Origin of the sequence: Roseovarius nanhaiticus, from assembly GCF_900156535.1 — a bacterium.
Lineage (GTDB): Bacteria > Pseudomonadota > Alphaproteobacteria > Rhodobacterales > Rhodobacteraceae > Roseovarius > Roseovarius nanhaiticus.
On sequence record NZ_FTNV01000002.1, the window covers coordinates 580,168 to 601,773 of the forward strand.

At 62.6% G+C, this 21,606-nt stretch carries 18 protein-coding genes, 1 tRNA gene and 2 pseudogenes; 6 read left to right on the plus strand and 15 right to left on the minus strand.

Annotation, left to right across the window (positions count from 1 at the left end):
• Positions 1 to 11 precede the first annotated feature (11 nt).
• Complete coding sequence (gene serA, locus BW975_RS13050; protein WP_076534680.1) at positions 12 to 1,607, plus strand: phosphoglycerate dehydrogenase; 1,596 nt, start codon at positions 12 to 14, stop codon at positions 1,605 to 1,607.
• A 77-nt stretch (positions 1,608 to 1,684) separates the two neighbouring features.
• Here the strand turns inward: serA and BW975_RS13055 are convergent, their stop codons facing one another.
• From BW975_RS13055 to BW975_RS13075, 5 genes are all read right to left on the minus strand, one after another.
• Entirely contained in the window at positions 1,685 to 2,596 is a 912-nt protein-coding gene (locus tag BW975_RS13055) for an MBL fold metallo-hydrolase (RefSeq protein ID WP_076534682.1), read from the minus strand.
• Between the two features lie 25 nt (positions 2,597 to 2,621).
• A complete protein-coding gene (locus tag BW975_RS13060) occupies positions 2,622 to 3,029 on the minus strand; it encodes a DUF6691 family protein (protein WP_076534684.1) in 408 nt (135 codons plus the stop codon).
• Complete coding sequence (locus BW975_RS13065; protein ID WP_076534686.1) at positions 3,029 to 3,469, minus strand: YeeE/YedE family protein; 441 nt, start codon at positions 3,467 to 3,469, stop codon at positions 3,029 to 3,031. The genes BW975_RS13060 and BW975_RS13065 overlap by 1 nt, the downstream gene beginning before the upstream one ends.
• Before the next feature lie 2 nt (positions 3,470 to 3,471).
• Positions 3,472 to 5,226: a SulP family inorganic anion transporter gene (locus BW975_RS13070; RefSeq protein WP_076534688.1), complete on the minus strand. Its 1,755-nt coding sequence runs from the start codon at positions 5,224 to 5,226 to the stop codon at positions 3,472 to 3,474.
• A 158-nt stretch (positions 5,227 to 5,384) separates the two neighbouring features.
• Complete coding sequence (locus BW975_RS13075) at positions 5,385 to 6,299, minus strand: LysR family transcriptional regulator (RefSeq protein WP_076534690.1); 915 nt, start codon at positions 6,297 to 6,299, stop codon at positions 5,385 to 5,387.
• A 183-nt stretch (positions 6,300 to 6,482) separates the two neighbouring features.
• Here BW975_RS13075 and BW975_RS13080 point away from each other — a divergent pair, with 183 nt between their 5' ends.
• Positions 6,483 to 8,153, plus strand: coding sequence for a GMC family oxidoreductase (locus BW975_RS13080; RefSeq protein WP_076534692.1), 1,671 nt, complete (start codon positions 6,483 to 6,485; stop codon positions 8,151 to 8,153).
• Positions 8,154 to 8,195: 42 nt separating this feature from the next.
• Entirely contained in the window at positions 8,196 to 10,703 is a 2,508-nt protein-coding gene (locus tag BW975_RS13085) for a CoA transferase (protein WP_076534694.1), read from the plus strand.
• 43 nt (positions 10,704 to 10,746) lie between these two features.
• On the opposite strand, the gene BW975_RS13090 is transcribed toward BW975_RS13085, so the two are convergent.
• The 9 genes from BW975_RS13090 to BW975_RS13130 all read right to left on the minus strand — a co-directional run bounded on the left by BW975_RS13090 (position 10,747) and on the right by BW975_RS13130 (position 19,666).
• Positions 10,747 to 11,700: a branched-chain amino acid ABC transporter permease gene (locus BW975_RS13090; RefSeq protein ID WP_076534696.1), complete on the minus strand. Its 954-nt coding sequence runs from the start codon at positions 11,698 to 11,700 to the stop codon at positions 10,747 to 10,749.
• A gap of 1 nt (position 11,701) precedes the next feature.
• Positions 11,702 to 12,589, minus strand: a complete 888-nt coding sequence (locus tag BW975_RS13095) for a branched-chain amino acid ABC transporter permease (RefSeq protein WP_076534698.1) — start codon at positions 12,587 to 12,589, stop codon at positions 11,702 to 11,704.
• Entirely contained in the window at positions 12,590 to 13,294 is a 705-nt protein-coding gene (locus tag BW975_RS13100; protein WP_076534700.1) for an ABC transporter ATP-binding protein, read from the minus strand.
• Complete coding sequence (locus BW975_RS13105; protein ID WP_076534702.1) at positions 13,287 to 14,066, minus strand: ABC transporter ATP-binding protein; 780 nt, start codon at positions 14,064 to 14,066, stop codon at positions 13,287 to 13,289. The genes BW975_RS13100 and BW975_RS13105 overlap by 8 nt, the downstream gene beginning before the upstream one ends.
• The gene (locus BW975_RS13110) at positions 14,063 to 14,668 is read right to left on the minus strand and encodes a glutathione S-transferase family protein (RefSeq protein WP_076534704.1); all 606 of its coding nucleotides are present in this window, start codon (positions 14,666 to 14,668) and stop codon (positions 14,063 to 14,065) included. The genes BW975_RS13105 and BW975_RS13110 overlap by 4 nt, the downstream gene beginning before the upstream one ends.
• A gap of 59 nt (positions 14,669 to 14,727) precedes the next feature.
• On the minus strand, positions 14,728 to 15,945 hold the full coding sequence (locus BW975_RS13115; protein ID WP_092746253.1) for an ABC transporter substrate-binding protein: 1,218 nt from the start codon (positions 15,943 to 15,945) through the stop codon (positions 14,728 to 14,730).
• Between the two features lie 300 nt (positions 15,946 to 16,245).
• A complete protein-coding gene (locus BW975_RS13120; protein ID WP_076534706.1) occupies positions 16,246 to 18,237 on the minus strand; it encodes a TRAP transporter permease in 1,992 nt (663 codons plus the stop codon).
• Positions 18,234 to 18,683 (minus strand): DUF1850 domain-containing protein, encoded by a 450-nt coding sequence (locus BW975_RS13125; protein WP_244512598.1) that lies wholly within the window; start codon positions 18,681 to 18,683, stop codon positions 18,234 to 18,236. The genes BW975_RS13120 and BW975_RS13125 overlap by 4 nt, the downstream gene beginning before the upstream one ends.
• Positions 18,684 to 18,706: 23 nt before the next feature.
• The gene (locus BW975_RS13130) at positions 18,707 to 19,666 is read right to left on the minus strand and encodes a TAXI family TRAP transporter solute-binding subunit (protein ID WP_076534708.1); all 960 of its coding nucleotides are present in this window, start codon (positions 19,664 to 19,666) and stop codon (positions 18,707 to 18,709) included.
• A 595-nt stretch (positions 19,667 to 20,261) separates the two neighbouring features.
• On the opposite strand from BW975_RS13130, the gene BW975_RS13135 reads away from it, so the two are divergent.
• The 3 genes and pseudogenes from BW975_RS13135 to BW975_RS18460 all read left to right on the plus strand — a co-directional run.
• Entirely contained in the window at positions 20,262 to 20,678 is a 417-nt protein-coding gene (locus BW975_RS13135; protein WP_076534710.1) for a hypothetical protein, read from the plus strand.
• A gap of 132 nt (positions 20,679 to 20,810) precedes the next feature.
• A pseudogene (locus BW975_RS18455) lies at positions 20,811 to 20,997 on the plus strand (transposase); the annotation flags it as partial.
• 68 nt (positions 20,998 to 21,065) lie between these two features.
• A pseudogene (locus BW975_RS18460) lies at positions 21,066 to 21,326 on the plus strand (IS3 family transposase); the annotation flags it as partial.
• A 186-nt stretch (positions 21,327 to 21,512) separates the two neighbouring features.
• On the opposite strand, the gene BW975_RS13140 reads toward BW975_RS18460, so the two are convergent.
• Positions 21,513 to 21,589, minus strand: a tRNA-Met gene (locus tag BW975_RS13140).
• Positions 21,590 to 21,606: the final 17 nt, after the last annotated feature.

A 21,606-nucleotide genomic window follows, 5' to 3' on the forward strand; every position in this document is an offset into this window, starting at 1 on the left:
GACGCCCAAAAATGGCTCCCAAAGTACTCGTTTCCGACAAGCTGAGCGAAACCGCCGTGCAGATCTTTCGCGATCGCGGCATCGATGTGGATTTCCAGCCCGATCTGGGCAAGGACAAGGACAAGCTGGCCGAAGTGATCGGCCAGTATGACGGCCTCGCCATCCGCTCGGCCACCAAGGTGACCGAGAAGATCCTCGAAAACGCGACCAAGCTGAAGGTGATCGCGCGCGCCGGGATCGGCACCGACAATATCGACAAGGTCGCGGCGAGCAAAAAGGGCGTGATCGTGATGAACACGCCCTTCGGCAACATGATCACGACCGCCGAGCATGCCATCGCCATGATGTTCGCCGTCGCGCGGCAAATCCCCGAGGCGAGCGCCTCGACCCATGCCGGCAAGTGGGAGAAATCCCGCTTCATGGGGACCGAACTGACGGCCAAGACGCTGGGCGTGATCGGCGCGGGCAATATCGGCGGCATCGTCTGCGACCGCGCGCGCGGGCTCAAGATGAAGGTGATCGCCTACGATCCCTTCCTCAGCGAGGCGAAGGCCGACAAGATGGGCGTCGAAAAGGTCGAGCTGGACGATCTTCTGAGCCGCGCCGATTTCATCACCCTGCACGTGCCGCTGACCGACCAGACTCGCAATATCCTCAGCCGCGAGAATCTCGAGAAGACCAGGAAGGGCGTGCGCATCATCAACTGCGCGCGCGGCGGGCTGGTCGATGAGGAAGCCGCCGCGGATCTGCTGAAATCCGGCCATATCGCGGGCGCCGCCTTCGATGTCTTCGCCGAGGAGCCCGCCACCGAAAACCCGCTTTTCGGCCTGCCCAATGTGGTCTGCACGCCCCATCTGGGCGCCGCCACCACCGAGGCGCAGGAGAATGTCGCCCTGCAGGTGGCCGAGCAGATGTCGGATTACCTGCTGACCGGCGCCGTCTCGAACGCGCTCAACATGCCGTCTGTCACCGCCGAGGAGGCCAAAGTGATGGGCCCCTGGATCAAGCTGGCGGGCCACTTGGGCAGTTTCATCGGCCAGATGACGGACGAGCCGATCAAGGCGATCAACATTCTCTATGACGGTGTTGCGTCCACGATGAACCTTGCCGCGCTCACGTCGGCCTCGGTCGCGGGGATCATGAAGACCGTGAACCCCGAGGTGAACATGGTCAGCGCGCCTGTCGTGGCCAAGGAACGCGGCATCAAGATCAGCACGACGCATCAGGACAAATCGGGTGCCTTCGAGGGCTACATCAAGGTCACGGTGGTGACCGACAAGCGCGAGCGCTCTATCGGCGGGACGATCTTCTCGGATGGCAAGCCGCGCTTCATTCAGATCAAGGGCATCAATATCGATGCCGAGATCGGGGCGCATATGCTCTACACCACCAACCGGGACGAGCCGGGGATCATCGGCGCGCTCGGCAACACACTGGGCTCGAACGGGGTGAACATCGCCAACTTCACACTCGGGCGCAACACTGCGGGCGGCGAGGCGATCGCGCTGCTTTACGTCGATGCGCTAGTACCGGATGACGTCATCGCCAAGCTGCAAGAAACAGGTCTATTCCAGCAGATCAAACCACTGCAATTTGACGTCGACTGACACCGGACCGGCGCCGCCAAAATCGCGGCGCCGGTCTTTCATTGTTCTGAAAATACTCCCGCCGGAGGCGGCCGCGCTCAGAATTTGTTCACCGGCATTTTCAGATAGGAATGCCCGTCATCCTCGGCCTCCGGCAACCGCCCGGCCCGCAGGTTGATCTGCAAGGCGGCCAGCATGCGGTCCGGCAGGTCCAGCGTGGCGTCGCGGGCCTCGCGCGTTTCGATGTAATCTTCTTTATTTGTGCCGGTTTTGACGTGCTTGTTGGCCTCCTTGTGCTCGGCGACCGTTGCTTCCCAGGCGGGGGTGTCCCGGCCCGGTGCACCGTAATCATGCCCGATGAAGAGACGGGTATCGTCAGGCAGGGCCAGGATGTTCTGGATCGAGGTCCACAACTCATCCGCCGATCCGCCCGGAAAATCGCAGCGACTGGTGCCCGCATCGGGCATCATCAGTGTGTCATGCACGAAGGCCGCGTCGCCGCAGACATAGGTGATTGAGCCCAGCGTATGGCCTGGCGACAGCATCACGCGCACATCCAGCTCGCCCAGCTTGAACGTCTCGCCATCCTCAAACAAACGGTCGAAATCGGCATCCGGATCGAAGGCATCCGGTGTGTTGTAGAGATCCCGCCAGAGCGCGGCAATGTCGCGCACCTTGGCGCCGATCGCATTTGGGGCGTCCACACGCGCCTTCAATTGGCTGGACGCCATCAAGTGATCCGCATGTGGGTGCGTGTCGAACACCCATTCGATCTTGAGCCCGTGTTGCCCCGCCAGTTCCAAGACCTGATCCATGCTGCGCGTGTCGGTTGCAAAGCTCTTGGGATCAAAATTCCAGACCACGTCGATGAGGGCTGCCGCCTTGGTCTTGGGGCAGGCGCAGATATATTGGATCGAGCCTGTATCGGGCTCGTAGATGCCCCAGATATCCGGGCTGCCTGCGCCCTTTGACGGCGAGTGGCGGGTAATGGCTTTGTCGAGATCTTTCATGTGCTGTTTCTCCTTTATAAGGGGTTCAGGATTTAAGGGCGCGACCGAGCGTGATGCCGATCAGCATCGCGGGCACGAATATCAGCGTGCCGGGCGCGGCCATGGGCAGCGCCGTCCAGGCCGGGCCGGGGCAAAAGCCGCCGATACCCCAACCGATACCAAAGATCGCCGCACCGCTCAGCAGTCGCAGGTCGATATCGCTGGATGTCGGGATCTGGAAATCGGCCAATAGCAAGGGCCGCGGCTGTCGCCATGCCAGCCGGTAACCGATAAAGGCGGTCAACGAGGCGCCACCCATGACAAAGGCAAGGCTGGCATCCCAAGCGCCAAAGACGTCGAGGAAGTTCAGGACTTTGGCAGGGTTCGCCATGCCCGACCAAAGAAGGCCGATACCAAAGACGAGGCCCGCGAGAAAACCGAAAAGAGGCCGCATCAAACCGCCCCCCCGATCACATGGCGCAAGACAAAGACGGTGCCCGCCGCGAAGGCCATGAATGTCACCACCGCCGCCAACGAGCGGGAGGAGAGCCGCGCAAGTCCGCACACCCCATGCCCCGAGGTGCAGCCAGAGCCCAGCGCCGTGCCGACGCCCACCAAAAGGCCGGCAAAGCCCATGCCCCAGAGATTGTCACTGACCGCTTGGGCCGGATAATCCCCTGCCACCAGCAGCCAAAGCAGCGGCGCGGCCAGAAGACCCGCAATGAACGCGATGCGCCAGCCGCGGTCGCCCGCCGTCACGGCGCCCGCCGTGATCCCAGCAATACCGGCGATGCGTCCGAAAAGGGCCATCACCATCACGGCCGACAATCCGATCAGGATACCTCCTCCAAGCGAGGCAAGCGGCGTGAAATTCGTCTCGACGATTGGCAGCATGATCAGCTCTCCTTCTTGGTATTGGCGGCGGAGCTTGGCCCCGCCTCGTTGCTCAGCGCCGCGACAGCCTCGTGTTGTGACAAAAACACCCGGCCCGTCAGCGCGTCCAGGAAATGCGATCGCTTGAGGCGGTCCATGACCGGCCCTTTCACCTCCGACAGGTGCAGCGCCAGTCCCATTTCCTTGAGGCGCAGGTTGATTGCCTCGAGCGATTCCAGCGCGCTGAGATCGATCTCGTTGATGGCCGAGCATTGCAGGATCACGTGACGGAGCGCCTTGTCCTCGGTGACGCGTGTAAGGATATGATCCTCGAGGAAGCGGGCATTTGCAAAATAGAGGCTTTCATCCACCCTCAATGTCACGACCGCCGGATCGGTTTCCACCGCGTGGCGATGGATATTGCGAAAATGCTCGGTCCCCTTGATGCGCCCGACCTCGGCGATATGGGGCCGCGACGTCTTGTAGAGATAGAGCAGAACCGAGATGGCGACCCCGCTGGAGACGCCCAACTCGACCCCGAACAGCAGCGTGATCGCAATGGTCGCGGCGACCGCAGCAAAGTCCTGCCGCGAATAGCCCCAGGCGCGCCGCAGCACGCCCAGATCGACAAGGGCCAGCACAGCGACGATGATGGTCGCGGCCAGCGTCGCCTTGGGCAGAAAGTAGATCAGCGGCGTCAATGCCAGCGCCGCGAAGGCAAGCCCCAGCGCGGTGAAGGCGCCCGCCGCAGGGGTGCGCGCGCCCGCGTCGAAATTGACGACCGAGCGCGAAAAGCCGCCCGTCACCGGGAAGCCGCCCGTCACCGCCGCGCCCAGATTGGCGGCGCCAAGGCCGATCAGCTCCTGGTTCGGGGCCACGCGCTCGCGCTTCTTCGCGGCCAGCGTCTGCGCGACCGAGATGGACTCGACGAAACCGATGACCGAGATCAGCAGCGCCGGCAGGAAGAGCTGCGCGATGATGTCCGGCGCAAGGTCCGGCATGGTCAGGGGCGGCAGGCTGGCCGGGACCGTACCGACGATGGCAACGCCGCGCGCGTCAAGGCCAAGCGCCCAGACCGCCAGCGTCGAGGCGATCACGGCCACGACCGGCCCCGCCTTTGCGCCCATATCGGACAGGCGCGGCCCAAACCCGATGCGCCGCAATGCGGGCTTCAGCCCCCGGCGCGCCCAGAACAGGAACGCCGTGACCGAGGCGCCGATGATCAACGTGGCCAGATGCGTGTTGCCGACATTGGCAACCAGCCCCTCGCCCAGCTCGATCAGCGTGGCGCCGCCGGCCTCGATGCCGAGGATGTGGCGCAACTGGCTGATGGCGATGAGAATGCCCGATGCGGTGATGAACCCCGCGATGACCGGATGCGACAGGAAATTGGCCAGAAAGCCCAGCCGGAACAACCCCATGACCAAGAGGATCGCGCCCGAGAGCGCCGCCAGCGTTAGCGCGGCGGCGGCGTAGCCTACGCTACCCTGCTCGGCGACCTGGCCCAGCGCGGCAGCGGTCATCAGCGACACAACGGCGACCGGCCCCACGGCCAAGGCCCGACTGGTGCCGAAAATGGCGTAAAGCAGGATCGGCGCGATCGACGCGTAAAGCCCCGCCTCCGGCGGCATACCGGCCAAGAGAGCGTAGGCCAGCGATTGCGGGATGAGCATGATGGTTACAATAACCGCAGCCATCACATCGTCGCCCAGACTGGCCCGGTCATAGCGCCGGCCCCAATCGAGGATCGGTATGTAGCGAGCGAGTTTGGACATCATTACGTCTGTCACCTGAATCTCTGGCCCCTTTTGGCACCTGCCCCATGTGACCGCCCGGCGTGATGTCTGGCGAACGCGGCTGTCCCCGTCAAAGCATCTTTGCGAGACATATTCAAGAAATCTTATATGTCAAGTTGACGTCTATGCAAAGTCGCACATCAGCGCCAGACTCGCTCGACCAGGCGCCAAAGTGCGTCTTTCGCGGGGCTATCGTTGTCCGTGCCCGCCATCGCGAAGCTGAGGCAGGCCGGGATCGACACCGCGCCCGCAACCGCGAGGCCATAGGATTGCCGCTGGTGCAGCGCAATGGACTCGCGGCAGAGCGACAGGCCCACCCCCGAGCGGACCATTTCCAGCATCGACGCCTCCTGATCGACAAGCGCGACGATGTTGGGATTGCACCCCTCCGCGGCAAAGACCTGCCGCAAAAGGCGATGATGCGCAGATGCCTCCGGCGTGCCGATCCATGGCAGTTTGGCCAGCTCGGGCCAGCCCGCACTCTCGACCCGCGCCTCCCAGCCGACCGGCGCGATCACGCGGTAATCGAACTGCGCCAGTTTCAGCGACCGGATCGCACCCTTGGAGGCAGCTTCGATCTGGCCCGCCTCTTCCGGGCTGCTGAGGTAGTAGCCCGCATCGATCTGCTTGCGCTGAAGGCGGGCGAAAATCTCGCCGCTGACGCCGTGGACCAGCTCGGTCTGGATATCGGGGTAGTCGCGGCGCAGGTGGCCCAGCAGATGGCCCAGGCGAATGAACTCGGGATCGACGATGGTGCCGATCCGCAGCGTGCCGCCGACCCGCTCGGCCTGCCGGACGGCGCTGCGGCGAAAGGCTGTGACCGCATCGACCACCTTCTGCGCCTCGGGGATCAGCGCCGCCCCCTCGCGCGTCAGGCGCAGGCCCGTTGGACTACGCTCGAAAAGGGCCGTGCCCGTCTCTTCGCTCAGCCGCTTGATCTGATGGCTGACAGCCGGTTGCGTCAGATGCAGAACTTCGGCGGCGCGCGACACGCTGCCCTCGCGCGCCACCGTCAGAAAGGCGGTCAGCGTATTGATGTTGAAACTGCGCTCCATATTAGGGTTTTTTATATCGCGTTTCGAGATTCGTCATTAGCTTTGCCGGGCGCCCGCGGGCTATTGAATGAAGATTGCGCGCATTTGGACAGAATGCGCACGCGAGACGGGCCTTGTCGGCGCGCGGCGCGTGGCCCTCGGCGGCCAGCCGCCACGCGCTTAACACCGAGCGGGAGAAACCGAATGACCAGTGAACGCGATAGAGAGTTTGATTATATCGTGGTCGGCGCCGGCTCGGCCGGGTGCCTTCTGGCCAATCGGCTGAGCGCCGATCCATCGAACCGCGTGCTGCTGGTCGAGGCGGGCAAGCCCGACAATTACCACTGGATCCATATTCCCGTCGGCTACCTCTATTGCATCGGCAATCCGCGCGCCGACTGGATGTATCACATCGAACCGGACAAGGGCCTGAACGGGCGCAGCCTGCGCTATCCGCGCGGCAAGACGCTGGGCGGCTGCTCGTCCATCAACGGCATGATCTATATGCGCGGCCAGGCGCGGGACTATGACAACTGGGCCGCGCTGACCGGCGAGGAAGCCTGGAACTGGGATCACTCGCTGGAGGATTTCAAGGCGCATGAGGATCATTACAAGCTGGATGGCGGCGCCGACCCCGAGACCGGCGACAACATGCGCTTTTCCGATATGCACGCGGGTGGCGGCGAATGGCGGGTTGAAAAGCAGCGCCTGCGCTGGGACGTGCTGGACAGTTTCGCCGACGCGGCGGTGCAGACCGGCATTCCCAAGACCGAGGATTTCAACACCGGCGACAATACGGGCGTCGGATATTTCGACGTCAACCAGCGCTCTGGCTGGCGGTGGAACACGTCCAAGGCGTTCCTGCGCCCGGCCAAGGCGCGCCCCAATCTGACCGTCTGGACCGAGGCGCAGGCCGAGACGCTGACCTTCGACAAGGGCGCGGATGGCCGCCCAGTCTGTGATGGCGCCGTCATCAACCGCAAGGGCGCCAGCATTTGGGTGCACGCCGCGCGCGAGGTGGTCCTGAGCGCCGGGGCCGTCAACTCGCCCCAGATCCTGCAGCTTTCGGGTGTGGGGCCAGCCGCGCTGCTGAAATCGCACGGGATTGACGTGGTGCTGGATGCGCCGGGCGTGGGCGAGAACCTGCAGGACCATCTGCAGATCCGCGCCGTATTCAAGGTGAAGGGGACCAAGACGCTAAACACGCTGGCCGGTTCCCTCTTCGGCAAGGCGATGATCGGGCTCGAATACCTCGCCAAACGCTCGGGCCCGATGAGCATGGCCCCCAGCCAGCTGGGCGCCTTTGCCCGCTCTGACCCAAGCCGCCCACATGCCAATCTAGAATACCATGTGCAGCCCCTCAGCCTTGAGGCCTTCGGTGAGGATCTGCACGATTTTCCGGCAATGACCGTCAGCGTCTGCAACCTGAACCCCACCAGCCGGGGCCATATCCGGATCAAATCCGCCGATTTCCGCGACGCGCCCCGCATCACGCCCAACTATCTCGACACCGAGGATGACCGCCAGGTGGCCGCCGACAGTCTGCGGCAGGTGCGCGAGATCATGGGCCAGCCCGCCATGGCCGCGTTCGAGCCCGAGGAATACAAGCCGGGCATCCAATACCAGAACGATGCCGACCTGACCAAGCTGGCGGGCGATATCGCCACGACGATCTTTCATCCCGTCGGCACGGTCAAGATGGGCAGCAATGATGACGATGGCGCGGTGCTTGACCCGCATCTGAGGGTCAAGGGCATTGCGGGCCTGCGCGTGGTCGATGCCAGCATCATGCCTGAAATCACCAGCGGCAACACCAATTCGCCGACAGTGATGATCGCCGAGAAGGCCGCCCGCTGGATCCTTGCCGGGCAGTAGACGTCGCCGGGGCCGTCCCCGCCTCTTTTCATGGAGCCGCGCATGCGCAACAATTTTTCCAACCTTCCGCTGAACGGCGTGAAAATCATCGATTTTGGCCAATATATTGCCGGTCCCGCCGTGGCGATGCTGCTGGGTGATCTGGGCGCGACTGTGGTGCATGTCGATCCGCCCGAGGGGCCAATGTGGCAAAGCCCCGCCAACGCGATCCTCAACCGCAACAAGGTGATCTTGAACCTCGACCTCAAATCCGAGCAGGGGCTGGCCGACGCGCGCGCTCTCATCGCCGAGGCCGATATCGTGATCGAGAATTTCCGCCCCGGCAAACTGGCCGCGCTCGGCCTCGATTTCGCGGAGCTGCGCGCCCAGCGACCCGAGCTGATCACCCTTTCGATTCCCGGCTTCGCATCGAACGACGAGGCCCGCCGCGAACAGCGCGCCTTCGAGAGCATCGTGGCCGCCAGTTCCGGCGTTTTCACCGATATGGGCCTCAACCGGGTGCTGATGGGTATCAACCCGTCCTTCTCGCCGCTGCCTCTGGCCTCGGCTTATGCCGCACAGATCGCCGCCTCTTCTACCGTGCTGGCGCTGCAATCGCGCCAGCTGACGGGGCTGGGCGATCACATCGAGGTGCCGCTGGCGGCGGCGGTGATGGAGGGGCTGTGCTACAACTCGATCAAGGTCGAAAACATGCCCGAGCGCTACCTGACCCAGCGCGAGGTCGAGATCGAGCGGCGCCGGATCGAGGGCCTGCCGATGAACATCAGCTACGAGGATCTGCAAGAGCTGCTGGACCCGTTCTTTCGCGCCTATATGTGCAAGGACGGGCGGATGTTCTACGTGGTCTGCCCCAGCCACAAGTACCACGCGCGGCGCTGCCTCGAAGTGCTGGGCATCCTTGACGAACTGGTCGAACAGGGCCTGACCGAAGAGGACGACACCTACAAGCCGTGGTCCGAATGGTCGTCCAAGGTGTCGCTGGGCGTTTATCCCATGCCCAAGGATTGGGCCGATATCATCGCCGCGCGCATGAAGGAGGTCTTCATGACGCGCACCTCGCACGAGTGGAAAAAGATGTTCGGCCGAGCCGGCATTCCCGGCGCGCCGCAGCGCTGGTTGCAGGAATGGATCCACGACGAATACGCCGAAACCTCGGGGCTGATGATCGACGTCTGGGACCCCGAATATGGCGACATGACGCAGCCCGGCCCCGTCGTCTGGATGGAGGAAAGCGGCGAGGAGGCACTGTCGCCCGAGCCCCGCCGCTGGGTCGAGATGCCCGAGGCGCTGAAAATCCTGCGCCGCCATCGCACCGACATTCCCGATCCGGTCGATGACGCCCCCGAAGGCTGGCTGTCGGGCGTGCGCATCCTCGATTTGTGCAACGTCATCGCCGGGCCGCATTCCGCCAGCTACCTCGCGCGCTTTGGCGCCGAGGTGATCAAGCTGGACCCGTCCCAGCCGCTCTATGACAGCTGGAACACCGTCATGTACGGCATGTCCCAGATGCGCGGCAAACGCTCGATCCTGGCCGATCTCAAGTCGCAGCATGGCAGGCAGGTCTTCGAGGATCTGGTCAAGACGGTCGATGTCATCGTCTGGAACGCGCCCGACAGCCAGATCAAGCGCATGGGCCTCAACGCCGAAAGCCTGCGCAAGCTGAACCCCGATGCCATCTTCTGCAAGCTCGACTGCTTTTCAGGCGTGCGGCGCGGCACCCGCACCGATTACATCGGCTATGACGATCTGGTGCAGGCCACCACCGGCATCATGCTGCGCTTCGGCGGCGCGATGGACCGACCCGAGGAGCACGCCCATGTGGGCACGATCGACGTCATGTGCGGGTTTGGCGGCGCTCTGGCCGTGGCCTCGGCCCTCTACCAGAAGCACCGCTTTGGCCGGATCGGGCGCGGGCGCACCTCGCTCAGCGCCAATTCGGGCCTGCTGCAGGTGCCCTTCGCCTTCGACTACAAGGGGCGCGGCCTGTTTGACGAGCCATCCGGCCCCGATTGCAACGGCTCGGGCGATCTGAACCGGTTTTACAGCACCGCGTCGGGCCGCCACATCCTACTCAGCGCCTATGAGGCCGATCTGCCGCGCTTTCGCAACGTCGAAGGGCTGGAGGACCTGCCCGATATCGCGCCCGAAGACCGCGCTGCCTATTTGGCGACCGCGATCCAGGGCCAGCGAGCCTCGGAATGGGTGGCGCGTCTGCGCGCCGCCGATATTGCTGTTGCGATCTGCGATAATCTGGATGCACTGCGCGCCGAGCATAGCCGCATCGCCGATGGGACGCCGGGTACCGAGAATGGCAGCTATTCCTTCTCGGTCTATCCAGATCATCCCAGCGGGCACGAAGTGACGCAGCTTGATCCCTATGCGGTGCGTCCGTCACGCACCAAGGTTTTCGCCGTGGCCCCGCCCGAGAAGTTCGGCACCTCGACCCGCGCCATCGCGCGGGAGTTGGGCTATTCCGACAAGGCCATCGACGCCATGCTGGCCTCGGGCGGGCTGAGCGAAAGCTGGAGCGATGAGTATCTGCCGAGCTGAGCGAAGGAAAACAGGCACCGGCATATGACGGGTGCCTGATCGCCTAGCGCAGACGCTTGCGGATCTCGCCCACGATGCCCGAGCGGAAGGTCAGAACGCAGACGATGAAAAGAAGGCCGAGGATGACCAGAACCGGGAAGCCGCTGGTTGCGGTATAATTCTGGATCGTCACGATCAGGATTGCCCCGACCGTCGGCCCCGAAAACGTGCCGACCCCGCCCAGCAACGACATGAGGATCACCTCACCGGACATTTGCCAGGCGACATCGGTGAGCGTGGCGATCTGGAACACCAGCGCTTTGGTCGCGCCCGCCAGTCCCGCCAGCGTGGCCGAAAGAACGAACGCGCCCAGCTTGTATCGGTCGGCGCGATAGCCCAGCGATATGGCGCGCGTCTCGTTCTCGCGCAGGGCCAGCAGGACCTGACCAAAGGGCGAATGGATCACCCGCCAGATAATGCCCATTCCAAACAGGAAAACCGCCGCAGTCAGGCCGTACATCGCCATCGGATCGGACAGGTCCAGCAGGCCCAGCGCATGGCCGCGCGGCACGTTCTGGATGCCGTCCTCGGCATTGGTGAAGGGCGCGCGCAGAAAGAGGAAGTAGGCCATTTGGCTCAGCGCCAGCGTGCTCATCGCGAAATAGATGCCCTGCCGGCGGATCGCGATGATCCCCATCAGAAGGCCCATGACCGCCGCCGCCGCCGTCCCGAAGAGGATGCCCAGCACAGGATCAAAGCCCCATATCTTGACCGAATGGGCGGTGGCATAGGCTGCCCCGCCAAAGAAGGTGGCATGGCCGAAGCTGAGCAGGCCGGTATAGCCCAAGAGCAAGTTGAAGGCCGACGCGAAAAGCGCAAAGCACAGAAGCTTCATCAGGAAGACCGGATAGAAAAAGAACGGCGCGGCGATCAGCGCAATCACTAGCGCGGCGCAGATGAGCCATCCCAGCAAGGTGCCGCGCGCGGCCTTGTCCGGGGTGCTCGCTGTCTCGCTCATCTCACACCGCCTTTCCAAAGAGGCCCGCAGGGCGGAAGAAAAGGACGATGGCCATGATGACGAAGACGATCACGTTCGACGCCTCGGGGAAGACGATCTTGGTGATGCCCTCGGCCAATCCCAGAAGGAAGCCCGACACGATCGCCCCCCCGATCGAGCCCATGCCGCCGATCACCACGACGGCGAAAACGACGATGACGAGGTTCGATCCCATGAAGGCCGATACCTGAAAGACCGGCGCCGCCATGACGCCCGCAAAGGCCGCCAAAATCGCGCCGAACGCGTAGGTCGCGGTCAGAAGGACGGGCACATTGACGCCGAACGCCTCGACCAGCGGGCGGTTTTCCGTCGCCGCGCGCAAGAGCGCGCCAAGCCGCGTCCGCTCGATCAGTGCCCAAGTGCCGAGGCAGACGACCACCGAAACAACGATTACGAAAACCCGGTAATGCGGCAGCAATATACCGTTCCAAAGCGTCACGCCCGACAGGCCCGGCGGCTGCGGAAACGGGCGGCTGGCGACGCCGAAGATGTACTGCGCCATCCCTTCGATCACAAGCGCGACCCCGAATGTCAGCAAAAGTCCATAAAGCGGATCGAGCCCGTAGAGCCGCGTCAACATCACCCGCTCGATCACGATAGCGAAGGCGCCAACGATCAGGGGCGCCACGATCAGCATCGCCCAGAAGGGCAAGCCCAGCCAGATGCCGAGAAGATAGGCGGTGAAAGCGCCCGCCATGTAGAGCGCGCCATGCGCGAAATTAATGACGCGCAAAAGGCCGAAGATCACCGCGAGGCCCAGCGACAGAAGGGCGTAGAATGCCCCGTTGAAGAGGCCCAGCACAAGCTGGCCCGACAGGACAGCAATGGGAATCCCGAGAAGCTCCGTCATCTAGACCCCCACCACATCAGCGATCCGCTCGGCGCGCGCCTCGATTTCGGAGGCGGTGAATTCATCAACGATCCGCCCGTTCTCGATCAGGTAGAACCGGTCGGCCAACTGCCGCGCGAAATGAAAATTCTGCTCGACCAGCAGCATGGTCATGCCCGCCTCCTTGAGCCGGCGCAAAAGGTGCCCGATGGCCTGCACGATGACGGGCGCCAGCCCCTCGGTCGGCTCGTCCAAAAGAAGGATACGCGGGCCGGTCATCAGAACACGGGCAATGGCCAGCATCTGCTGCTCGCCGCCCGAAAGGGTGCCGCCGGGCGCGCGGCGCCGCTCGTAAAGGTTGGGAAAAATCTCATAAACCTCGCTTTGGCTCATGCCGCCGTCTCCGGTACGCGGAAGCAACAGAAGATTTTCCTCGACCGAGAGCGACGCGAAAATCCCGCGCTCTTCGGGGATGTATCCCAGCCCTTCATGCGCGACGCGATGCCGCCGCGTGCCCATGATGTCGTGGCCGGCCACGCGGATCGCCCCCTCGCGGCGGGTCAGCAAGTTCATCGCGGCGCGTAGCGTGGTCGATTTACCCGCGCCGTTGCGCCCGATCAGGGCGACCGTCTCGCCCTCCTGCGCGCTCAGTGAAATGCCGTGCAGAACGTGGCTTTCGTCGTACCAACCGTGCAGGTCCTCGATCTGGAAAAGCGGCTCAGCCATCTTCGGCCCCGATATAGGCGGCGCGCACGTCGCGGTCCGCGCGGATCGTGGCAAAATCGCCCTCGGCCAACAGGCGCCCGCGCGCCAGCACGGTAACGCGGTCGCACAGATCCTCGACCACGTTGAGGTTATGCTCGACCATCAGAACGGTGCGCCCCTGCCCCACCTTGGCGATAAGCCGCGCGATCATCTGCACATCCGCCGAGGCCATGCCTGCCATGGGCTCGTCCAGCAGCAGAACGCGCGGATCGAGCGCGAGGGTCGTGGCAATTTCCAGCGCGCGCTTGCGCCCATATGAGAGGTTCGCGGCCATGTCATCCGCCGCATCCTCAAGGCCCACTTGCGCCAGGAGGGCGCGCGCCTCGCCGTCCAGCCGGGCAAGGCTGCTCAGCGGGCGCCAGAATTGCCGGTCGAGGCCGTGATGCCGCTGAAGCGAGACGCGCACGTTTTCCAACACGCTCATATGCGGAAAGATCGCCGAGATCTGGAACGAGCGCACCATGCGCCGGCGTACCACATCGGCGGGCTTCAACCCGGTGATGTCCTCCCCGGCAAGCGTGATGCGGCCCGATGTGGGCGTGTGGAATTTGGTCAAAAGGCCGAATACGGTGGATTTGCCCGCACCGTTGGGGCCAATCAGCGCGTGTATCGTGCCCTGCCGGATCGTCAGGTCCAGATCGTCGACGGCGTGAAACCCGCCGAACGCCTTGGTCAGGCCGCGCGCAGTGAGGACGGCGTCCGCCTCAGCCGGGGCAGCGGCGGCTGCGCTCATGACGGGACGGTATCGCGCAGCGAGGGACGATGCGCATTGCGCGCGCGCCACGCATCCAGCGCCGGGATCGCCGGGCGCCAATCGGCCTCCGGAAAACGGAAATCGACATATTCGATCGCGTTGGCCACCGAGATCTCGGCCATGCCCATATGCGTGTCGCTCAGATGGTCTGCCATCGGCTCCAGCTGGGTCAGCCCATTCGTCATCGACGCATAGCGCCGCTGCGCCACGGGATGGCTGTCATACTCGGTCGCGGCCAGATCGTCCGATATGATCTTGCGCCCGATGATGATGTGAACGGCGGCCTCGGTGACCCCCCAGGCGCGCCCGGCGATTTCGTATTGCACTGGCGAGATGGATTTGAGGTGCGATCCCTCCGGCGCGATCTTGGCCGCATGATCGGCGATCAGCATCGCCTCGGTCATGACGGTTCCGTCATCCATGATCAACGTGGGCACCCGGCGCGCGGGGTTGGCCGCGACCAATTGGTCAGGATCGGCCCAGGGATTCAGGATATCCAACTCGAAATCGGCGCCCGCCTCGATCAGCATGGCATGGGCCAGCCGGGCGTAGGGCGAAGTCGTGCTTTTCATAAGTTTCATGGCGCTTGGGGCTCCGGATGAAGGCGGGGCGGCGAGGGACGCCGCCCCAAGGTCCAAACTCAGTTCGCTGCGGTCAGCGCGCAGCCGGACTCGGCCGCCGACAGGAACAGATCCTGACCAGGGATGCGCGCGACGATTTCATAAAGGTCGGCAGGGCCTTCGCTCTCTTCCGGCGTGTTCACCTCGACCAGCAGCATGTCATAGATCACGCGGCCGTTCTCTTGAATGCTGGCATTTTCGTAAAAGCCGCCGTCGATTGGCATTTCCTTCATCTTGGCCGTGACGGTGGCGTCGTCATCCGTACCCGCGGCCTCGACCGCCTTGAGGTAATGCGTGACCGCCGCATAGGCGCCCGCATGGCCCATGGTCGGCACAGCGCCGCCCGACCGCTCGAGAAAGCGGGCACCCCACTCACGGGTGGTATCGTTCAGATCGTAGTAGAACGACGTCGCCATGCGGATGTTCTGCGTTGTCTCAAGGCCAAGCGCCTGCACATTATTGGCAAAGACCAGCATCGCGACCAACTTGTCCGAGAGGCCAAATGGCCCTGCTTGCTTGATCGCCGTCTCAAGATCGGTACCCGCATTCGCCAGACCGATCACATTCGCGCCCGAGCCTTGCGCCGACAAAAGCGCCGACGCCAGATCGTTGGTGTTAAGCGGATGCACCGTCTCGCCCACGACGCTGCCACCCGCGTCCTCGACGGCCTCGGTCGCGTCCTTGGACAGGCCGTGGCCGAAGACGTAATCGGCGGTCAGCAGGTACCAGCTGTCGCCGCCCGACTCGACCACCGCGCCGGCGACGCCGCGCGCCAATTCACGCGTGGTGGGCGCCCATTGCACACCGTAGGGCGAGCATTGATCACCTACGAAGTTGGGCGCGTAACCGCCCGAGACCAACGTGACGACGCCCGCCTCGGCAGCGCGCCCCTGCGCGGCAAGGCCCACGGCGGATGACCCGCCCAGCGTCATCGCATCGACGGCCTCTTCGTCGATGAAACGCTGCGCGAGGGCCGAGCCGATGTCGGGCTTGCCTTGGTGGTCCGCCGACAGAACCTCGATCGGGTTGCCCAGAACTGAGCCGCCGAAATCCTCGACAGCCATCTCGACAGCCAGACGGGTGTTTGGCCCGCCATTGCCCGAATAGATCCCCGTCATATCGTCCAGCACCAAGAGCTTGACCTGATTGTCGCTGTCTTGCGCCAGCGCGCCCGCACCAAAAGTGCCCGCTATCGTGCCCGCCATCAGAGCGGCTGTCATCGTCGCCTTGATCTTCATGGTTTCCTCCCCGGTAACCGTTTCAATCCGACGCGCATTCCGAGATGCGCCATACCCGGCTGTCCAAAGGCAGCACGGTCGTGCACCTTCCGGCGCCGGACGACCCTCCCGATCGGTTCGACGCTACGTCAGAGATCCGATGCTATAGCGCCCGTGCGACGCCCGGAAAGAGGAGTTAGCTCTAGGGGGCATAGCCCAGATCAATAGCAGACCGGCGCCAGTATCGACGTCTGACGCGTGATGCACCGCGCCCCGGCGGACAGGGTGCTCTTTGGCGCAGCGGTTAAGCTTAAGCACACATCACGCCGCGCTTGACGCTTTGTCCCAACGTCCTGCGGCCCAGTTGAGGGCCAGCAGGGCGACAAGCGCGCCGACGCCGATACCCTCGATCCAGAGATCGGGCCAGAAGACAGCGATGACGCCCGGCACGATCAGCACCCGTTGCCACAGCGGCATCGGGGCAAAAAGAAACCCTTCGAGGCAGGCTGCGAAGGCGGTCAGCGCAACGATCGCGAGAAAGCCGTTCCAAAGGACAAGTGGCAAGGGACCGCCGAGGATGATGCTCTCATTGAAGACCATGAAAAGCGGGATCAGATAGAGGCCCTTGGCGAATTTCCACGACTGAAAGCTGGTCTCCATCGGTTTCGATCCGGCAATGGCCGCGCCCGCAAAGGCCGCCAGCGCAACTGGCGGGGTCACGTTGCTGTCCTGCGAATACCAAAAGACCACCAGATGCGCGATCAGCAGCGGTATACCGAATTCAGAAGTCAGTGCGGGGCCCACGAGGATGATCAGAACGATATAGGCGGCGGTCACGGGCAGGCCCAGACCCAGGATCAGACTGGCCAGCAGCACCAGAAGAAGCGCAAGCACCATGTTCCCGCCCGAAAACGCGATCATCATGGACGAGAATTTGAGGCCCAGCCCGGTCAGGCCGACGACGCCCACGATGATACCCGCCACCGCACAGGCGATCGACACCGCCACCGCGTTGCGCGCGCCAAGCTCCAGCGCCTGAAGCGTCAGGGAGAGACCGTCCTTGCACAGCGCGGCGAAGCCGCGTGCTGTCGGGCCATCCGAAGCGAAGGACCAGAGCGCCCGCGCAGACGCCGCCGCCACCACCGCGACGATGGCGTAGAAACCAACACGCATGGGCGAATATCCGGACACCAGAAGCCAAACCAGCACCACCAGCGGCAATAGGAAATGCCAGCCCTCTGCCAGCACCTTGCGCACACTGGGCAGATCTGCAGCAGGCAACCCCACCATGCCCTGCTTGACCGCGGCGATATGCACCAAGAGATAGACCACGCCGAAATATAAAAACGCCGGAAAAATCGAGACCAGAACGATATCGATATAGGGCACGCGCGTGAATTCACTGATCAGGAAGGCGCCTGCGCCCATCAGGGGCGGCATGATCTGCCCGCCGGTCGAGGCGGCAGCCTCGATCCCGCCCGCTTGGGCGGGGCGATAGCCCAGCTTTTTCATCAAGGGAATTGTGAAGGCTCCGGTTGTCACCACATTGGCAATGGCCGAGCCGCTGATCGAGCCCATGCCCGCAGAGGCGATCACCGCAGCCTTGGCCGGTCCGCCCCGCTGCTTGCCCGTCGCCGCAAAGGCCAGGTCGATAAAGAACTTGCCCGCGCCGGTCACCTCAAGAAAGGCCCCGAAGAGGACAAAGACAAAGATAAACGTCGCGGCCACGCCCAAGGGGAGGCCAAAGATCCCTTCGGCCCCAAGCGTCAGCTGACTTGCCAAGCGATCAAGCGTATAGCCGCGGTGGTTCAGAATGCCCGGCATCCAATCTGCCAGAAACGGCAACTCGCCCCGGTTGCCCGCGAAAGCATAGACTACGAAAAAGGCGCCGATCAGCGTCATACCAAGGCCCACGGCGCGCCGCGCGGCCTCAAGCACGACAAGCGTGGTGATAATCCCCACAACAACGTCGATCTGCCGCGGGAAGATCGCATTTGCGATGATGTCGATATTGCTGGGCACCCAGAACCCGACAAGCACGCCGCAGGCAATCAGCGGGCCGTCGATGGCCCAGCCAAGAAGTCCGCGCGCGCGGTCCTGTCCAAAGACGGGAAAGACAAGGAAGCACAGAACCAGGATAAAACCCAGATGGATAGGCCGCTGGAAAAAGAGGCCCAGTGGCTGCACCCCTGCGGCGTATAGCTGAAAGAGCGACAGGCCAATCCCGACGGCGGCGATCACCCGCAGCAACAGCAACGGAGTCGCAGGGGTCGGTTGCGGCATCGGGGGGCGCTCGGCGATATCCGTGCTCATGGCTGGTCTGTCCCTGTCAATGAGATGCGAACGCGGGCGCGGGGCGCAAGCGCCGAAAGCGAGACCTCGGTCTCAGCGGTGTTTATCCGGTGGTCCACATGACCAGCCCCAGGGCGCATGATATAGGCATTTCTCGGCACTGCCTCGTCAATATCCTCGATCCAGTAGCCACCTTGGCCGTCCGAAATCTGGCGGCCGCGGCCCGGTATGTGGTCAAGGCCGGCGGCAAAATCAGGCAGGTGCGAGCGTACAAGAACCATGGTTCCATCCCGGTTCGCGTAGCAATCCGATACTTCAAAACCCTGCACCGAATGGTTCCAGAGCACGCACCACGTCGCCCCTTGGGGCATGTCGAGAACGGTTAGTACCTGGCCCGTCTCAACCAATGTCGCCTTGAGCGTGTCGGCGTGCAAACCTGAGGCAAAAAGAGAAAGGAAGGCGGCCACTGGCCACCCTCCCAATCGCAGGATCACGGGCGCAGCGCGTCCGGAACGGTCGCGCCGGTTTCCTCGAAATACCGGATTGCACCGGGGTGCAGCGGGATCGGCGACGAGGACAACGCCAGCTCGACAGTTGTCTGGAGCGCGGCCGGGTGAACGGCCTGAAGCTCGGCGATGTTGTCGTACATCGCACTGGTGACCGCATAGACCAGATCATCCGACATTTCCGAAGACACAACGAGCACGTTGGGCACACCGATCACGGTCATATCGGCATCGACACCCTCATAGGTGCCACCGGTCAGCTTGGTCACGGCAAACACAGGATCAGCCTCGCGTGCGGCGGCCAGTTCCTCTTCGGTCAGCTCGATCATGACAATATCGTTCGTCGTGGCGAGGTTGAGGATCGAGGACGTCGGAGCGCCAACGGACCAGAAGCCGACGTCGATATCGCCATTGGCGAGTGCATCGGCGGTCTCGTTGAAGTTCAGCCGCTGCTCTTCGATGTCATCATAGGAGATGCCATTGGCGGTCAGAATCGCCTCGGTGTTGACTTCGGTCCCCGAGCCGGGCGCCCCGATCGACACGCGCTTGCCCTTGATGTCCTGCAGCGATGTGATGCCGCTACCTTCCAGCGTCACGATCTGCACCATGTTGGAGTAGGCCACGCCCATGGCGCGCAACATCGGCAACTCCTGCCCCTCGAAACGGCCAGTTCCGGTGTAACCCTGCTGAACGGTATCCGCGAGCGCCAGCGCGATATCGGCATCGCCCGTTGCGATGAGGCCCATATTTTCAACGGATGCACCCGTCACTTCGGCTGTCGCTGAGTGGCCCTCGACGTGGTTGTTGATAATCTCGGCCAAGCCACCACCCATCGGGTAGTAGACGCCGCCCGTACCGCCCGTAGCGACCGAGAGCTGCTGCTGTGCAAAAGCTGGGGTCGCCATCAGAAGAGTCGCGGCTGCAATTTTGGTAATAGTTTTCATTAGGTTATCCTCCCTGCGCAATTGTTATCATGCCTCACCGCTTTTTCAAGGTTGATGATGGTGTCTCATGCGTGGTGAACGCCGCGAGAGGCTGTTCGCGGCCAGTTGAATGAGAGGCGCAATGCAGTTCCGGTGCTGCCCTATCGTTGAATTATCTACTTTATATTGGTTGTTATGGTGCGCGCGACCGGCCTTGGAGGCAAAGGCCAGTCGTATCATTCATGTTTCAAGTCCAAAATCCCACGGCCTCCCGCAAGGCGGCTTTCACTGCCTCCAATGCTGGTCAAAACAGACTGCGCAAAGAATAGCGTTCATTAAGCGGGCCGATGGTCAATCGGCCCAAGAAGATCGCACCTGTCACCGCCCCGCTTTCCAAGCCGTGAACCAGCGTGCATATGCGAGGTCAACAGACCCTCACCTTGGACGAGCGCCATAAAATGCCGTGCTCATCCGCGCTGTTCGAACAGTCATGATGGCGGCCGTTTATTGTATTTTCCGGCAGGGCCAACATCACACCAAATTGTGGACGCACCGATTTGCGTATGCAAACTTGAGTGGCTGATACCGCTTGCGTCGCCGGTGAAAGGATGTCGCCATGGTCGAATTTTACGTTGTTTTCGAGAAAGATAATGCCGCCATTCTGGGGGGCGATTACCTGGATTTGATGCTGTTCTCGCGCGCGCCGTTCACGCAACTGCTGACCGAGGCTGGATTTCAGGATGTTTCCGATCATGTTGGCTTCACGCCTGAAATGAACGCCATCGTCAACGAGAGCCTCCCAGCAGATTTGCAAGAAGAGTGGTCCGAAGAGATGTGTAATTGGACCGAGCCCGAAACGGCGATGGCTATGTGGGCCGTGCTGCGAGCGGCGGTCGAAACACAGCCCGAACTTTTCAACGAATGGCCCGGTATGTTGCAAGAGGTCAATGAGACGCTCGACACCGCCGAGCGCGTTTTTCAGCGCGCGGTGGATCGCAGAGCGCGGTGGTTCATCCCGTCTCCAGGGTTCTAAGCGCGTTTGAACGGGCTGGCAGAACGATTTTTGAGGATTTTGATGCAAGCATGGTGTAACCTCTTCCCCCCGGATAAGTTCTCGACTTGAGGCTAGCCTGCTCTCCAAGTCAGGAGACAGACGACTTAGAGAATCTGTCATAGAAAACATCAGGTTATTGGCATTCTGAAAAGCACCAGTCTGGGCTGGACGCGAAGGAGCCGGGTCGCAGACATGGTATCGGCGATGCAACCTTCTGGAATTGGCGGTCCAAGCACGGCGGGATGGAGGTTTCTGACAGGCGGCGTCTAAAGGCTCTGAGATTGAGAACGCCAAGCTGCAGAATTGGAGGATTCAGAACGGGCCCCACTGGGGTAAGTTCCCAAAACAACGCTTGCCGAGTAGATAACGGATGTGGCGACGCTGAAAGAGATGCTCGGAAAAACACTTCTTAGGCACGGTTCCAGGAGGACTGCCGTGAACTGAGCCATGAAAACCAAGGGCTACAAACGGAGGCGCACCTGTGCGTCGGCGAGAATCGAGCCGCGCGTGCATTGGCGCGTAAAACGCCTGGCAGACGCTGGGTTGCGTGTCAGGAGGAAGGATCTGGCTCTTGGACGGAAGCGGTTTTTATATCTGCGTCTGCAAATCCCGCTGAAGAGAATGGGCTAACGGATGGACTGAAAATTCTGCCCGCTTTATAAGGAGCAAAAGTTAACCGTTCGCAAAGAGGTCTCACGCAGGTGGACGAACTGGATGACGGCGTTCGGATCGACCTTGACGGCGCTATAACAGCACTTGTGGCGCTGGCTCAGCATGAGGCTGAGGCCTATATTTTAGGGTGTTCGCTAAAGTTGGTTGCGGGAGTAGGATTTGAACCTACGACCTTCAGGTTATGAGCCTGACGAGCTACCGGGCTGCTCCATCCCGCGCCATTTGCGCCTCACGT